Below are 14398 nucleotides of genomic sequence, written 5' to 3' on the forward strand. Positions count from 1 at the left end.
ACGCATGTCCGCCGCCCAAATCCCCGCCTTCCACCTGCGGTCGCGCGATGGCACCGCCGAAGAGAGCATCGTGCTGGCCGGCATCTGGCGGCGCGCATGGATCTCGGCCAACCGCAACGCCGCCTTCACCGAACCGATCTCGCACTGGCTCAAGCGCGTGCAGACCGAATTCGTGCCGCCGGCCGAAGTGGTGCTCGCGGAGCGCGACGGCCAAGTGCTCGCGTTCATGGTGCTGCTGGAGCGGCGCGAGTACGTGGCGCAGCTCTTCGTCGAGCCGCACCTGCGCAACCAGGGCCTCGGGCAGGCGCTACTCGATGAAGCTTGCGTGCGCATACCGACGGGATGGCGGCTCCATGTGGCCACCACCAACACCGCCGCGCAGCGCTTCTACGAACGCTACGGCCTCGTGCGCGGCACGGTCGACCGGCATCCGACCAGCGGACGCGAACGCATCGCCTACCATTGGTCGCCCTCCCGGCCGCCGTGGCGGATTGACTGAGCGGCCTCACCTTCTTCATGTGTCATGCGCATCGATCACATCGCACTCTGGACCACCGATCTCGAACGCTGCAAGCGCTTCTATGTCGATTACTTCGGCGCGACGGCCGGCGCGGGTTATGTGAATCCGGCCAAGGGTTTCGCCTCGTGCTTCCTGAGCCTGGGCGATGGCGCGCGCATCGAGGCGATGACGACCAGCACGCTCTCGCCCGTCGCCGCCGAGGCCGGCGCGCAGCGCATGGGCTGGACGCACTTGGCCATCAGCGTGGGCTCCGATGCCGCGGTCGATGCGCTCACGCAACGGCTGAAGGCCGACGGCTATCCGCTGCTCGACGGCCCGCGCCGCACCGGCGATGGCTACTACGAGAGCGTGGTGCTCGACCCGGATGGCAACCGCATCGAGATCACCGCATGAGCGATTTCGTCCAGAGCCTGCACGAGGTCTTCGAGCGCCTCGGCCGCATCCAGACGCGCCGCATGTTCGGCGGCCACGGCGTGTGGCACGAGGGCCGCATGATCGCGCTTGTTTTCAAGGACACGCTGTACCTCAAGTCCGATGCCGGCAGCGCCGAGCATTTCGACCGGCTGAATCTGCCGCCCTTCACCTATGTGCGGCAAGGCAAGGAGATGCCGATGTCATACCGGCAAGCCCCGGCCGACTTCTTCGAAGACCGTGAAGAAGCCGCGCGCTGGGGCCGCCTCGCGTACGAAGCCGCCTTGCGTTCGGGTCAGCCTCCGAAGCAGCCAAAGCCCAAGGCCGCAGCGAAGAAAACCACCGCGAAGAAGGCGACCACAAAAAAGACACCCGCAAAGAAAGCCCCAGTGAAGACCAAGAAAGCAGCCCCTCGGTGAGCGACGACACCTCCTCCTCCTCGTCATTGCAGCCCCTCCCCGAACGCGAGCAGATCCTCCTGCTCGAGCCCTTCGAGGGCCTGGACCTGAAGGATATCGTCGTCGTCACCACGCTGCAGGAGGCCGGGCACGCAGCCGCCACCTTGCTGGCCGCCGGCGTCGCCGGCTTCGACACCGAATCCAAGCCCACCTTCGCGAAGAACGAGGTCTCGGGCGGACCGCACGTGGTGCAGTTCTCCACGCGCGACAGGGCCTGGCTGTTCCAGTTGCACCGCACCGAATGCAACCCGGTGGTCGCCGCGCTGATCGCCTCGACCGAATTGAAGAAGGTCGGCTTCGGCCTCTCGACCGATCTCACGCTGATCCGCAACCGCCTGAACATCGAGCCGGGCGCGGTGTACGACATCGACAACGAATTCCGCCGCCGCGGCTACCGCAAGTCGGTGGGCGTGAAGACGGCGGTGGCGCTGGTGTTCGACCGCCGCTTCATGAAGTCGCGCAAGGCGACCACCTCGAACTGGGCCAACAAGCAGCTGACGGAATCGCAGATCCGCTACGCGGCGAACGATGCCTATGCTTCGATCCGCGTGTACGACGCGCTCTTCGCCGGCGGCTGACCCTTCCGCTGATGGAGGGGAAACTGGTCGCTACCGCGGTAGCCTGTTAGGCGACTGCAACCTACAGCGCGGGTTGTGCCCTCTGCTCCGCTCTTTGCAGCGTCGATCACCAGTTCGCAGCACAGCGGAGTCTGCAAACTACTCCGCACTCTTTTTGGGTTTGTTCGGTGATTGCCGTCGGGCGACCATTGTTTGCAAAGGTGCTGTGCATACAGGCCTCAGACTTTTTGAACGATCACTCGTCAAGGTCTGTGCGTGCCCTCTTCCATCTTCACTGTCTCGCGAACCATCTCCGTTGGCAGCCCCGCCATGCCCAATCTGCTGGGCAGCCCTGCGTTGGAATTCAAATCACTCGACGGTCGCGAGGCGTTGGGTGAACTCTTCGAATACACCGTCCGCCTGCAGACCCCGGACAGCCCGGCGCTCACCGAATACATAACCGCCAATATTCCGGTCAAGCAACTGATCGGCAAGGAGTTCGGCATCTGCATCGAACTGGACGGCAAGGGCTTTGCGGTCCGCATGGGCGCCGGTACGCGGGAGATCAACGGCCTGGTGACCAGCGCCCGGTTCGTGCAACACGAAAACCGCCGAGGCATCTACGAAATCACTCTGCGGCCGTGGCTGGTGCTGGCTACACGTACCAGCGACTACAGGATCTTCCAGAACAAGACGCCGTTGGAGATCATCGAAGAGGTCCTTGCGGACTACAACTTCCTCACTGAAAAGCGAGTGACCCATCGCTATCCCCAGCGGGTGTTCCAGGTCCAGTACGGCGAGACCGACTTCGAGTTCATCACGCGGCTGATGCAGGAGTTCGGCATCTACTATTTCTTCGAACACAAGGAGGGTGCCCACAAGCTCGTGCTGGTAGACGATGCCGGCGCGCACATGAAATTCGAGAGCAAGGCCTATCACACCATTCGCTACGACCCGCCCGGGCACAAGATCGACGAGGAATATTGCGACAACTTCTGCAGCATCGAAAACCTCGAATCGGGCCAGTGGGTGACCGACGACTTCGATTTCACCAAGCCGCGCGCCCGGCTCCAGCAGACCTCCCGGATGCCGCGCAATACGGGCAACAGCACGCAGGAGATCTACAAGTGGCCGGGCGACTACAGCGACCCGGACGAAGGCCAGGACCTGGCGCGCACGTGCATGGAGGCAATCGGTGCACCCGGCAGCCGCGGGCGGGGAAGCGGCAACCTGCGGGCCGTGGTGACGGGATGCACCTTCTCGCTGGTCAACTATCCGCAGGATGCGGCGAACCAGGAATATCTGGTCATCGCCAGTACCCTGCACCTGCACGAAAGCGGGCATGCCAGCGGCCAGGAAGACTACGTCTGCCACACCGCCTTCGAGGTTCAACCCGCCAACAAGATCTTTCGCTCACCGCAGACCCAGCCCAAGCCCAGCACCACGGGGCCGCAAACAGCTATCGTCACCGGCCCGAGCGGCCAGGAAATCTGGACCGACGAGTACGGCCGCATCAAGGTCAGCTTCCACTGGAACCGCTACTGCACCAAGGACGAGAACGCGTCCTGCTGGATCCGCGTGGCCTCCCCTTGGGCCGGCTCCCAGTTCGGCGGCATGCACGTGCCTCGCATCGGCCAAGAGGTCATCGTCGACTTCGAGAACGGCGACCCCGACCGACCCGTCGTCACCGGCCGCGTCTACAACCGCCTGAACATGCCGCCGAGGCAACTGCCCGGGCAGAAGAACCTCTCGGGATTTCGCAGCCGCGAGCTGAGCGCAGATGGCAGCGGCCTGGGTGCACGAGGCAACCACCTGGAACTGGACGACCATCCCGGCAAGATTCAGGCGCAACTCAAGAGCGATCACCTGAGCAGCAGTTTGAGTCTCGGACACATCGGGCGCATCGAAGACACGGCGGGCCGGAAGGACGACCGGGGCCAAGGGGTCGAGCTACGCACCGACGGCCATGGCGCCGTCCGCGCCGCCATGGGCTTGCTGGTCACCACCGAGGCCAGGCCCAACGCGCAGGCACACATCACAGACATGGGCGAGACCATCGTCAGGCTCACGCAGGCGCGCGATCTGCACGAGAGGATGAGCGAGATAGCGCAACAGGCCAAAGCGCACAAATCGGGCGATCAGGATGCCGTCACGAGGGTTCTGAAGGAACACAACGACGCGATCAAGGGCAAGGGCGGCGACAGGCAGGGAGGAGCGTTTCCGGAACTCGCCGAGCCACATCTGGTGCTTGCCAGCCCGGCAGGCATTCACAGCACTGCCGGCACGACGACGCACATTGCGAGCATTGAGCACACCGCGCTGAGCAGCGGCGGGCACACCAGCATCAGCGCAGGCAAGAGCCTGTTGGCCAGCGTCAAGGACGCGGTGCGCTTGTTTGCCTACAAGGCCATTCGCCTGACGGCGGCCACGGCCGGCATCGACATCGTGGCGCTGCAGGACAGCATCAAGCTCATGGCCAAGCTCGATATCAAGCTTGAGGCCAACAGGATCAGCATCACCGCCAAGGAAGAGATCGTGATCAACGGGGGCAGCAGCTACACGCGCTGGAATGCCTCGGGCATCGTGCATGGCACTCAAGGTGTGTGGCTCGAGCATGCCGCTACGCACAGCTTTGCAGGGCCTGACAGGCTGCCAGTTCCGATTACTTCCTTCGACTCACCCCAAGTGCTGCCGAAGAAGCACGGCAAGTTTCCTTTTTCTGTCTGAAGCCAGACGCACATGATCATCAGCCCTCCTTTTCTCTCGCTAAGCGACGTCCCCGTTTACGACGGGCAGTGCGTCAAGGACGTCATGCCTGGTGGCATCGTTGGCAGTGGCGCGTACCCCATCAGTCAGGCCATGGGCTGGCACGGAGGGCTTCACATCCGCGCGCCAACCAACATGGAGCCCGTGCGCGCCATCGCTGACGGCACCGTGGTTTTCAGGCGCGACGCGGGTAACGCGCGCTACGACAACGAGGACCACTCAACCGGTTGCGTGGTGATCCGCCATGTGACCGAGATCGGCGCACAAGGCACCACGCCCGTCGCTGTCACCTACTACTCCATCACCCAACACCTCCGGCAACTGGATCGCGATCTGCCCGCCGTCGGCAGGGCCATCTATCGCAAGGACAGGCTCGGACTGGCCGGCACCATCCACGGTGAGAGCGACCGCATTCATCTGGAAATCATCGCGGGCGACGTCGATACCCTCAAGCTCGTCGGCCGCAGCACAGGCGAATTGGCAACTGGCAGCAACGGTCGCTCGGACGCGGTTTACGGCCAGATGTATGTGCTGGTGCCCGCCAAGAGCCCGTGCTACAGCGCTCAGCCAGTCGGCGTTACCGCTCCCGCGGCCGCGGGGGACACTGGCAACGACGACTTGATCGTTGGCATTCGGTATGAAGCGGGGAGCGCCACGCTCACCACTTACAAGCTCAACGGTGACATCGTCGGCACGGCACCCCAAGAGACCGGTGCCGAATACAACCTTTACACCGAAGCAATCACGCGTCATGGCCGCCTGAGCGCGGCCGACCAACTCATCAGCAGCCCCAGTGGTTGGTATGAGCTGCTGCGCTTCGGTCGCAATCTGGGCATCGACCCGCTTCCCGCAAATGCATCCCACTGGCGCAAGGTCGTCGTGCCGGGCCAGCCAGGCGGCGTCTGGGTCAATCTGAATGCCGCCAACACCAGGAAATTCAGCGACGCCGATTTCCCACATTGGGCAGGCTGGAAGCTAATCGACGACGACGTTACCGACGACAACAGCCGCTGCGACTCAGCCGCGATCAACGCGATGCTGACCTCGCCGCCTCAACCCGGCGCCACGACGGCCCTCACAACAGCGCAGAAGGCGGCCGATCGCATGCGAAACCTGTGCAAAACCGACGTGCAGGAGAAATTGGCCAAGACCGTTTGCAAGTTTCCGACCGAATGGGCAAAGGATGAGGTGCGCAAGCGCTGGGCGTGGACGAGGGAGACCGGCAATCCTTCTATGCCGTATCCGCTGGAAGACGAAACCGACTTCACGGAAATGACGGACTTCGCGCAGAAGCTTTGCTTCTGGGAAGAACTGCCTGCCGAAGACAAGAGCCGTTTGACGATCAAGCACTGGCACTTCCACCCAAGGGAATTCATCAAGCACTTCAGGATGTGTGGGTGGTTGAGCAAGGCAGAGCTTTCAATAGCGCTCAGTGCCGCGCCACCTGCGGGGAGGACTCGTGCAGCCGCATTACGCGTCCCCATGAATGAGATGCTGCGCAAATACCGTGCGGCGAGCAGTCGCCAACGAACAGCACACTTTCTCGCACAAGTAGGTCATGAGACTGGATGGTGGCAGTTTCGAGAAGAACTCGGCAATGACAGGCATTTTCGGACCATGTACGAGGTAATTACCGTCTCGGAAGCGGCGGCGGGCTATCGATCTGGAATCGCCCAACGCTTCAATCTTGTCCAGAGCGGGGAGAGTGAGCAAGCGTACGCAGCGCGCAGACCTGGTGTCGTTGTAATCAAGGCCCAAGGCATGGATAACGGATTGGCAAGCTCGGCAACGGGTGGGCAGGCAGGAGATGGCCCTAGATTCCGGGGGCGAGGATTTCTGCAGATTACCGGGCGACGCAACTACACAAGCTACAGCACTTTTCGCGGTCGCAATTTCACTACCGACCCGAACCCTCTATCGCTAGCCTCAGATGATTTGAATGCTTGTGACGCATCTGGTTTCTACTGGGGGAGAGAACGTGCAAACGCTGAAGCAGATGCGGGCGTCGCACCGCGAAACGTTACGCGCGTAGGTGGGGTTGTCAATCGCGGCAGTGCGAACAGAGTCCCTCTGCATGGAGCCGAACGGCAAGCTGCATTCACCAGCATTTGGAGTCGTTTGAATGATGCAGTTTGACAAGGTATTGCTTTGCTTTTCACTCGTTCTTGTGACGCGCGCAACCCTTGCCGATTCGCATCTTCCGGCGTGCTCAGCTCCCCCTGCTATTTTGATCGACGGGCTTAGTCGGACTACTTGCGAAATTGCTCGTTCGGTCACGGTCGAGCATTACTCAGGTCCGAAGCCAGCTTCTCCTTACGCCAGCGAGCTCGACCGGCGCGAGGTGGCGATTGCACTCGGAAAGAAAGCCGAATCCGTCACCACAGTCGCTGGGATCAGGGTCGGGCCTCACGTCGTCCAAGTGCAAACCAGCTTGCTTCACCCCCCATTTGTTGACCAGATAGCCAAGCGATATCCGACGCCAAAGGCGCGCAGATATAAACACTGGGTGATTGCGTATGAGCAAATTGAGTACGGCGCTCAAGGCTCGGAGCAAGGATTCCCCCTGGAATGCGCAACCGCCGTTCACTCGACGACGCATGCAACGAAGATCGTTGCGGAGTGCTTTCCACTTGAGGAACGAGCCCGTTTCTTGAAAACATTGGACGCTGTACAAGCACTGCCCGGGCCTTGATACACGCAAGTCTGGCTATCCAAGGACTGCCGGTGAGCAAGCGTCTCAGTCCCGCCCCGCCTCCAGGATCGCCTGCGCGAGCCGCGCGGGATTAGAGAAGAACATCTCGTGGCTGCCGGGGCACTCCACCAGCCTGAAAAGCCCCAGCCGCTCCGACAGGCGCGGATGCCATGGCAGGCTGTGCGGCAGTGCGATGTCCTGCTGGCAATTGACGTAGGACTTGCCGAGCGCAAGGGCCGCGAGCGGCTGCTTCAGGCTGATCTTGTCGGTGAAGGTGCGGTACGCGTGCGGGTTCAGCTTGTCGTAGGCGGCCTGCGCAAGCGCGAGGTCGGCATCGTTGATGAACGCCTCGCGCCAGACCTCGAACGGCAAGGTCACGGCATTGCCGTTCGCGCCGGCGATGGCATCGAACATCGCCACGTAATGCGGCGGCACCATGTCGTTGAGCGATTCGCCATCGAGCGGCACGAAGGCGTTGATGTAGACCAGCCGCTTCAGCCGCTGCGCGATGCGGTCGGCCACGCCCGAGATCACCATGCCGCCGTAGCTGTGGCCTGCCAGGCGCACCTCGGTCAGATCTTTCTCCTCGATGTAGCGCACGGCCGAGGCGATCGCGTCTTCGAGGTTGGTCGTCGCGCGGTCGTCGCCCGGCCGGTTGCCTGCAAGCGTCGGGCAATGCACCGTGTGGCCGGCTTTGCGCATGTGATCGGCCACGGCTTCGATTTCGGCGCCGGTGTGCCAAGCGCCGTGGACGAGAACGTAGGTGTCGGGCATGGGTGTCTCCTTCTTGGTTGGGGGTGTGAGGCAACGCGACTGTAGGAACGCGCATGCGCCATGGATGGCCGATCCGCGCCAGCGCAATGGCCGATTCATGTCACGCGCAGGGCTGCAGGGTTGCCGTCATTCAATAATTCAAAGATACTTGAATAATGGAAGAAAACGACGTCGTCCGATCGCTGGCTGCCCTCGCCCAGCCCATTCGCCTGCGGGTATTCCGCGCGCTCGTGGTGGCCGGCCCCGCGGGCCTTACCCCCAGCGCGCTGACCGAGGCGCTGGAGGTTTCCGCCACGGGCCTGTCCTTCCACCTCAAGGAGCTGGTGCACGCGAGCCTGATCTCGCAGGAGCGACAGGGCCGCAACCTCATCTACCGCGCATCGTTCGACCGGATGAATGCCCTGCTGGGTTACCTCAGCGAGAACTGCTGCGAAGGCGAGGCCTGCGCGGTCGACGGCAGCAAGGCCGCGGCCTGCGATTGCTGAAACGACGCTCGCGGCACTGGCCTTCCGGTTGAACCTCTCCCTGCCATGAACGACATCACCATCTATCACAACCCCGCCTGCGGCACGTCGCGCAACGTGCTCGCCTTGATCCGCAACACCGGCGACGAGCCCAAGGTCATCGAGTACCTGAAGACCCCGCCCGACCGCGCCACGCTGACAGGGCTGATCGCGGCGATGGGCGTGCCGGTGCGCGAGGTGCTGCGCCAGAAGGGAACGCCTTATGACGAACTCGGCCTCGGCGATGCGAAGTGGAGCGACGACGAACTGATCGACTTCATGCTGCAGCACCCGATCCTCATCAACCGGCCGATCGTGGTGACGCCGCTTGCCACGCGCCTGTGCCGGCCTTCCGAAGCGGTGCTCGACATCCTGCCGCGACCGCAGCAAGGCGCGTTCACCAAGGAAGACGGCGAAGCCGTCATCGACGCGAAAGGCCAGCGTGTCGCCAAGCCTTGACGATCTACCCAACCTCGACGCCGGGGCCTTTCTCCAACCCGGGTTGCAGCAGTTGCTGCCGGCAACGCGCGCAACGCATGCGCCGCGCATCCTGCTGCTCTACGGATCGCTGCGCGAGCGCTCCTACAGCCGCCTCCTGACCGAGGAGGCCGCGCGCCTGCTGCGCGCGATGGGCGCCGAGCCGCGCATCTACGACCCGCGCGGCCTGCCGCTGCCCGATGGCGAGCCCGAAGACCACCCGAAGGTGCAGGAGCTGCGCGACCTCGCGCAATGGTCCGAAGGCATGGTGTGGACATCGCCCGAACGCCACGGTGCGATGACCGGCATCATGAAAGCGCAGATCGACTGGATTCCGCTGGCCGTCGGCTCGGTGCGCCCCACGCAGGGCAAGACGCTCGCGGTGATGGAGGTGTCGGGCGGCTCGCAGTCGTTCAACGCGGTGAACCAGTTGCGCGTGCTCGGGCGCTGGATGCGCATGGTCACGATCCCCAACCAGTCGTCGGTGGCGAAGGCCTTTCTCGAATTCGACGACAACGGGCGCATGAAGCCTTCGCCGTACTACGAGCGCGTGGTCGACGTGATGGAAGAGCTGGTGAAGTTCACGCTGCTCACGCGCGACTGCGCGGACCACTTGGTCGACCGCTACAGCGAGCGGCGCGAGAACGCCGAAGCGCTGTCAAAGCGCGTGAATCTGCGCAGCATCTAGGCAACAGATCAGCGCTGTCGCCGCAGCTCGCCCGGCGTGCGCCCCAGGTGCCTCCGGCACTGCCGCACGAAATGCGAGGCATCGCGGAGCCCGACACGAAACCCGATCTCCGCGACGCTCAACCGGTCGAAGCGCGCATCGGCCAGCATGCGCTGCGCCACCTGCATGCGAAAGCCCGTGAGCGCGGTCGCGAAGGTGGTGGCGCCATCGGCCAGGCAGCGGTGCAGGCTGCGCTCCGAAATGCCCAGCTCGCGCGCCACGCCCGCGGCCGTGAGGCCCGGCTCGGCATGGCGCTCGCGGATGGCGTCGAGCACGCGCCGGCGCAGGGCCGCGCGGCCGCCCTGGTCAGACGCCACTGTCGCCCCCGGCGTCTGCTGCCCGAACGCCAACGAGAGCAGGCCACCCAACTGATCGGTCAGCAGCGCCGGCATCAGCGGCGGCCTCGCGGCCGCCTCGGGCGTCAGTTGCTGCGCGAAGGCACTGAGCACGCCGCCCCAGCCGCTGCGCCCGTCGATGCGGCGCGCCACGAGGTCACCGGCATCGGGCAGCCACGACTCGACCCAGGCGGTCGGCAACTCCAACGAAAGGGTGTCGGCCGATTGCAGGAAGTGAAACGCATAGCAACGTCGCGAGTCCACCAGCACCACGTCGCCCGGCAGCATGCGGGCGGAGCGCTCTTCCTGCACGGCCACCCACGGCGAATCGGTCTTGCAGAGCAGGTAGTAATAGTTGCTGCGGCTGTGGGCGATCGCTCGGCGGGTGCGGTAGACGTCCTGCGCGGTGCCGCGCACCCGGTTCACGCCGATGGAACCGAGCGGCGCGGATTCGAGCGTCGCGCCGAACGCGCCGGCCTCGGTGCTGGTCACGTCCATTTCGAGAAAGCCCTCGCAGACGGCGCCGATCCAGTAGTCCAGCCGCTGCGACGGCGGCACGGCGTCGGTCGACCAGGCGTGGATGGCGACGGGCGCGGAAGCAGCGGCGGTGGCGGCGGGTGTCATCCCGCCGAACATAGCCAGCCCGGGCCCGTTTGCCAAGCGGGTATAGACGCGCTCGGACGCCGCCCTCCGGTGGCCCCGGCACAATGACCGCCACATCCAACCGTCATCAACCGCATACCAAGGAAGGGCTCCGGGAAAACATGAGCAAGAAAAGCGATTTCGGACTGATCGGCCTGGCCGTCATGGGCCAGAACCTGGTGCTGAACGTGGAAAGCCGCGGCTTCCAGGTCAGCGTCTACAACCGCACCGAGGCCACGACCGAAGCCTTCATCGCCGATAACCCGGGCAAGAAGCTGGTCGGCGCGAAGACGCTCGAAGAGTTCGTCCAGAGCCTCGAGAAGCCCCGCAAGATCCAGATCATGGTCAAGGCCGGCGCGCCGGTGGACCAGGTGATCGAACAACTCATTCCGCTGCTGGAGAAGGACGACATCGTCATCGACGGCGGCAACAGCCTCTACACCGACACCGAGCGCCGCGACGCCTACCTTTCGAGCAAGGGCCTGCGCTTCATCGGCGCGGGCGTCTCGGGCGGCGAGGAAGGCGCGCGCAAGGGCCCGTCGATCATGCCGGGCGGCCCGCTCTCCACCTGGGAGGTGATGAAGCCGATCTTCGAGAGCATCGCGGCCAAGGTGGACGGCGAGCCTTGCGTCATTCACATCGGCCCGGGCGGCGCGGGCCACTACGTGAAGATGGTGCACAACGGCATCGAGTACGGCGACATGCAGCTCATCTGCGAGGCCTACAGCCTGTTCAAGGCGGCAGGCTTCACGACCGAAGAGATGGCCGCGATCTTCAACGAATGGAACGACGGCGAGCTGCAGAGCTACCTCATCCAGATCACCGCCAAGGCGCTGGAGCAGAAGGACCCCGAAACGGGCAAGCCCATCGTCGACCTGATCCTCGACAAGGCCGGCCAGAAGGGCACGGGACAGTGGACGCTCATCAACGCGGCAGAGAACGCGGTGGTGATCAGCACCATCAACGCCGCCGTCGAGGCACGCGTGCTCTCGTCGCAGAAGAAGGCACGCGTGGCCGCCAGCAAGGTGCTGCAGGGGCCGAAGGTCGAACTCTCTCTTGAGAAGAAGGCGCTGGTGGCCAAGGTGCACGACGCGCTCTATGCGTCGAAGGTCGTCAGCTACACGCAAGGCTTCGACCTCATCAAGACGATGGGCGACAAGAAGGAATGGAAGCTCGACCTGGGCGGCATCGCGTCGATCTGGCGCGGCGGCTGCATCATCCGCGCGCGTTTCCTGAACCGCATCACCGACGCCTTCCGCACCGATGCGGCGCTCGCCAACCTGATGCTCGATCCTTTCTTCAAGGACCTCTTGAACCGTACGCAGCAGAACTGGCGCGAAGTGGTGGCGCTGGCGGTGAGCAACGGCATTCCGGTGCCGGCGTTCAGCGCATCGCTCGCCTATTACGACAGCTACCGGACGGAGCGGCTGCCGGCGAACCTGCTGCAGGCGCAGCGCGACTTCTTCGGCGCGCACACCTACGAGCGCACCGACAAGCCCGAAGGCCAGTTCTTCCACACCGACTGGCCCGAAGTCATCGGCTGATGCCATGCCGGCCGTCGGCTACCCCAGTCACCTCATCGAGGACTGGCACCTCGCCGACGGCACGCACGTCCGCATCCGCCCGATCCACGCCGACGACCTGCCGATGCACACGGCGTTCGTCGCGGGCCTCTCGAACGAAACCGGCTATCACCGCCTGCTTTCGCCGCGCAAGCCCCAGCCCGACGAGCTCTGGCGCATGACCCACATCGACTACGACCGCGAGCTCGCGCTCATCGCGACCACCATGGTCGATGGCGCGGAGCAGCAGATGGGCGTGGTGCGCTATGTGCGCGGCGAAACGCCCGAGACGGCGCACGTCGCCGAATTCGCCGTCGTGATCGGCGATGCCTGGCAGCACCGCGGCGTTGCCATGAAGCTGATGCGCAAGCTGATCGACGCAGCCGCCGAAGCTGGCGTGAAGCAGCTGGCGGACATCACGCTCTACGACAACGTCGGCATGCTGGCGCTCGCGCGCAAGCTGGGGTTCAAGGTGCAGCGCGACCCGGGCAATCCGAACGTCACGCGGCTGCGGCTGGCGCTCGATACGCCCGCGCGCTCCTCGCTCCTAGCCAAGTAATCCGAGCTTCGACACCACCTTGCCCAGCGGCTTGCGCTCGCCGACGAGCGCCACCGCAACGTAGCGGAGCGCCTCCCCCGGCACCGCAGCCACGGCGTCGCCGAAGGCCGCGTAGTTGGTGGTCTGCTGACCCTGCACGGGAAAGTCGACCACGTCGCACTCGGTGGTCGCCATGGCCTTGTGGCGCACCGCGGCCAGCTCCTCCTGGCTCGCGCCGAGCACGGCGATGCCGGTGGGAATGAGGCCGGGATGCACGCCGCCCGACGCGTCGACCAGCGGTGCGCCGACCAGCCCCGGATGGCGCTGGCCCACGGTGAGCGCCACCACGGCCGCGGCGTTGGCGGCGAGCCCGGCGGGCAGTGCGTTGTCGACGACGATCACGCAGCGTTCGGGCACTGCGGGCGAAGCAGAAGGTACAGAGTCGTTCATGAAGAAGCCTTGCGAGGCGTGGGAGACGATGAAGGCGATGGCGGCGACGAAGGGACAGCCGCGTCGAGCCGCCGCAGCGCATGGCCGACCTCGGCGCGGAACTGCGAGAGCGCATGCAGCGACGCATCGGCGGGCACGAAGGCGCTCCACAGCAGGTCGGTGAGCTGCGACGCGGTCTCCTCGATGTCGGGCTTCTTGCCGGAGACGACGTAGTCCCAGAGCACGTGCTCCATCGAGCCGAAGACCATGTCGCGCAGCAGCCGCAGCGGCACGCCTTCGCGCAGCTCGCCGGCGTCGCGCGCAGCGGCCAGCGCATGCATGAACGGCGCGATGTAGCGGCGCTTGAGGTCGGCGATGACGCCGCCGAACGCCGCGTCGGCCGTGCGCCCTTCGCTCAGCACCAGCGCGCAGATGCCGGCGCCCTCGCCCATCAGGTTGACCAGGTGCTTGCGCACGACAAAGGCCAGTTGTGCGCGCAGGCCGTTGATCTGCGGCAGTTCGCGCTCGACCTCGCCGGAGATCTGGTCGTACCAGCGGCGGATGACCTCCAGGCACAGCTCGCGCTTGCTGCCGAAGTAGGTGAACACGGTGGCCTCGGAGACGCCCAGGCGCTGGGCGATCTCCAGCGTGGTGGCGCGCTCGAAACCCTTCTCGGCGAAGACCTCCCTGGCTACCGCGAGCAGGCTCTCGATGCGGCGGCCGGATTTCTCGGTGCGTGCGGAACGCGGCGCACTGGCAGTGTCGTCTCGGGGCATGTCGAATGAGTTTTTGAGTGTTGCTTAATCATATTTCACTCTTAATGTCATTGCACACCATAATAAATTGAGCCTCGCTTAGATATCCTGGACTCGCTGCCGAAGATGACCAACACGCCGAAAACTGCGGCCGGCGCTGCGCCCCCTGCACCTCGCAGCCACCAGCCGAACGCCGCCTACATGCGAGCTTTTGGTAAAGCGCCACACCAAAGAAATGGCGGGAGCAAACTT

16 protein-coding genes are annotated in these 14398 nt (G+C 64.4%); 12 read left to right on the forward strand and 4 right to left on the reverse strand.

The annotated features are described in order from the left end of the window. Window positions 1-4 precede the first annotated feature (4 nt). The 7 genes from QFZ83_RS19175 (at window position 5) to QFZ83_RS19205 (ending at window position 7404) form a co-directional block, all read left to right on the forward strand. Entirely contained in the window at window positions 5-499 is a 495-nt protein-coding gene (locus tag QFZ83_RS19175; protein WP_307509096.1) for a GNAT family N-acetyltransferase, read from the forward strand. A 24-nt stretch (window positions 500-523) separates the two neighbouring features. Further along, window positions 524-913 carry a VOC family protein gene (locus QFZ83_RS19180; protein ID WP_306877688.1) on the forward strand — a complete coding sequence of 130 codons (390 nt, stop codon included), beginning with the start codon at window positions 524-526 and terminating at the stop codon, window positions 911-913. Beyond that, complete coding sequence (locus tag QFZ83_RS19185) at window positions 910-1350, forward strand: TfoX/Sxy family protein (protein ID WP_307509099.1); 441 nt, start codon at window positions 910-912, stop codon at window positions 1348-1350. The genes QFZ83_RS19180 and QFZ83_RS19185 overlap by 4 nt, the downstream gene beginning before the upstream one ends. Further along, entirely contained in the window at window positions 1347-1967 is a 621-nt protein-coding gene (locus QFZ83_RS19190; protein ID WP_307509100.1) for a 3'-5' exonuclease, read from the forward strand. The genes QFZ83_RS19185 and QFZ83_RS19190 overlap by 4 nt, the downstream gene beginning before the upstream one ends. Window positions 1968-2276: 309 nt before the next feature. Next, a complete protein-coding gene (locus QFZ83_RS19195; RefSeq protein ID WP_307509104.1) occupies window positions 2277-4673 on the forward strand; it encodes a type VI secretion system Vgr family protein in 2397 nt (798 codons plus the stop codon). 12 nt (window positions 4674-4685) lie between these two features. Next, the gene (locus tag QFZ83_RS19200) at window positions 4686-6848 is read left to right on the forward strand and encodes a hypothetical protein (RefSeq protein WP_307509106.1); all 2163 of its coding nucleotides are present in this window, start codon (window positions 4686-4688) and stop codon (window positions 6846-6848) included. Next, entirely contained in the window at window positions 6835-7404 is a 570-nt protein-coding gene (locus QFZ83_RS19205; RefSeq protein WP_307509109.1) for a hypothetical protein, read from the forward strand. Before QFZ83_RS19200 ends, QFZ83_RS19205 begins: the two co-directional genes overlap by 14 nt. 45 nt (window positions 7405-7449) lie before the next feature. On the opposite strand, the gene QFZ83_RS19210 is transcribed toward QFZ83_RS19205, so the two are convergent. Next, window positions 7450-8178 carry an alpha/beta fold hydrolase gene (locus tag QFZ83_RS19210; protein ID WP_307509112.1) on the reverse strand — a complete coding sequence of 243 codons (729 nt, stop codon included), beginning with the start codon at window positions 8176-8178 and terminating at the stop codon, window positions 7450-7452. 155 nt (window positions 8179-8333) lie between these two features. On the opposite strand from QFZ83_RS19210, the gene QFZ83_RS19215 reads away from it, so the two are divergent. The 3 genes from QFZ83_RS19215 to arsH are packed head-to-tail and all read left to right on the forward strand — an operon-like array spanning window position 8334 to window position 9846. Beyond that, window positions 8334-8663, forward strand: coding sequence for a helix-turn-helix transcriptional regulator (locus QFZ83_RS19215; RefSeq protein ID WP_307509115.1), 330 nt, complete (start codon window positions 8334-8336; stop codon window positions 8661-8663). Between the two features lie 45 nt (window positions 8664-8708). After that, window positions 8709-9140: an arsenate reductase (glutaredoxin) gene (gene arsC / locus QFZ83_RS19220; RefSeq protein WP_307509118.1), complete on the forward strand. Its 432-nt coding sequence runs from the start codon at window positions 8709-8711 to the stop codon at window positions 9138-9140. Next, a complete protein-coding gene (arsH, locus tag QFZ83_RS19225; protein ID WP_307509121.1) occupies window positions 9124-9846 on the forward strand; it encodes an arsenical resistance protein ArsH in 723 nt (240 codons plus the stop codon). Before arsC ends, arsH begins: the two co-directional genes overlap by 17 nt. A gap of 8 nt (window positions 9847-9854) precedes the next feature. Here arsH and QFZ83_RS19230 read toward each other — a convergent pair whose 3' ends face one another. Next, the gene (locus QFZ83_RS19230; RefSeq protein ID WP_307509124.1) at window positions 9855-10844 is read right to left on the reverse strand and encodes a helix-turn-helix domain-containing protein; all 990 of its coding nucleotides are present in this window, start codon (window positions 10842-10844) and stop codon (window positions 9855-9857) included. A 140-nt stretch (window positions 10845-10984) separates the two neighbouring features. Here QFZ83_RS19230 and gnd point away from each other — a divergent pair, with 140 nt between their 5' ends. Continuing rightward, a complete protein-coding gene (gene gnd, locus QFZ83_RS19235) occupies window positions 10985-12406 on the forward strand; it encodes a decarboxylating NADP(+)-dependent phosphogluconate dehydrogenase (protein ID WP_307509125.1) in 1422 nt (473 codons plus the stop codon). Window positions 12407-12410: 4 nt separating this feature from the next. Next, a complete protein-coding gene (locus QFZ83_RS19240) occupies window positions 12411-12983 on the forward strand; it encodes a GNAT family N-acetyltransferase (protein WP_307509127.1) in 573 nt (190 codons plus the stop codon). Here the strand turns inward: QFZ83_RS19240 and QFZ83_RS19245 are convergent. Together QFZ83_RS19245 and QFZ83_RS19250 are read right to left on the reverse strand one after the other, a co-directional pair. After that, the gene (locus QFZ83_RS19245) at window positions 12972-13412 is read right to left on the reverse strand and encodes a DUF2000 domain-containing protein (protein ID WP_307509131.1); all 441 of its coding nucleotides are present in this window, start codon (window positions 13410-13412) and stop codon (window positions 12972-12974) included. The two genes, QFZ83_RS19240 and QFZ83_RS19245, sit on opposite strands and share 12 nt — an antisense overlap. After that, window positions 13409-14167, reverse strand: a complete 759-nt coding sequence (locus QFZ83_RS19250; protein WP_307509134.1) for a TetR/AcrR family transcriptional regulator — start codon at window positions 14165-14167, stop codon at window positions 13409-13411. Before QFZ83_RS19250 ends, QFZ83_RS19245 begins: the two co-directional genes overlap by 4 nt. Between the last annotated feature and the right edge of the window lie 231 nt (window positions 14168-14398).

The organism is Variovorax sp. W1I1 (assembly GCF_030815625.1).
Classification (GTDB): domain Bacteria; phylum Pseudomonadota; class Gammaproteobacteria; order Burkholderiales; family Burkholderiaceae_C; genus Variovorax; species Variovorax paradoxus_C.

What these genes read in the sequence shown, in the direction of transcription:
- QFZ83_RS19245 (WP_307509131.1), bottom strand. Translation starts at nt 13,412, where the DNA reads ATGAACGACTCTGTACCTTCTGCTTCGCCCGCAGTGCCCGAACGCTGC.
- QFZ83_RS19195 (WP_307509104.1), top strand. Translation starts at nt 2,277, where the DNA reads ATGCCCAATCTGCTGGGCAGCCCTGCGTTGGAATTCAAATCACTCGAC.
- QFZ83_RS19205 (WP_307509109.1), top strand. Translation starts at nt 6,835, where the DNA reads ATGATGCAGTTTGACAAGGTATTGCTTTGCTTTTCACTCGTTCTTGTG.
- QFZ83_RS19240 (WP_307509127.1), top strand. Translation starts at nt 12,411, where the DNA reads ATGCCGGCCGTCGGCTACCCCAGTCACCTCATCGAGGACTGGCACCTC.
- QFZ83_RS19250 (WP_307509134.1), bottom strand. Translation starts at nt 14,167, where the DNA reads ATGCCCCGAGACGACACTGCCAGTGCGCCGCGTTCCGCACGCACCGAG.
- QFZ83_RS19230 (WP_307509124.1), bottom strand. Translation starts at nt 10,844, where the DNA reads ATGACACCCGCCGCCACCGCCGCTGCTTCCGCGCCCGTCGCCATCCAC.
- QFZ83_RS19180 (WP_306877688.1), top strand. Translation starts at nt 524, where the DNA reads ATGCGCATCGATCACATCGCACTCTGGACCACCGATCTCGAACGCTGC.
- gnd (WP_307509125.1), top strand. Translation starts at nt 10,985, where the DNA reads ATGAGCAAGAAAAGCGATTTCGGACTGATCGGCCTGGCCGTCATGGGC.
- QFZ83_RS19215 (WP_307509115.1), top strand. Translation starts at nt 8,334, where the DNA reads ATGGAAGAAAACGACGTCGTCCGATCGCTGGCTGCCCTCGCCCAGCCC.
- arsC (WP_307509118.1), top strand. Translation starts at nt 8,709, where the DNA reads ATGAACGACATCACCATCTATCACAACCCCGCCTGCGGCACGTCGCGC.
- QFZ83_RS19210 (WP_307509112.1), bottom strand. Translation starts at nt 8,178, where the DNA reads ATGCCCGACACCTACGTTCTCGTCCACGGCGCTTGGCACACCGGCGCC.
- QFZ83_RS19200 (WP_307509106.1), top strand. Translation starts at nt 4,686, where the DNA reads ATGATCATCAGCCCTCCTTTTCTCTCGCTAAGCGACGTCCCCGTTTAC.
- QFZ83_RS19175 (WP_307509096.1), top strand. Translation starts at nt 5, where the DNA reads ATGTCCGCCGCCCAAATCCCCGCCTTCCACCTGCGGTCGCGCGATGGC.
- QFZ83_RS19185 (WP_307509099.1), top strand. Translation starts at nt 910, where the DNA reads ATGAGCGATTTCGTCCAGAGCCTGCACGAGGTCTTCGAGCGCCTCGGC.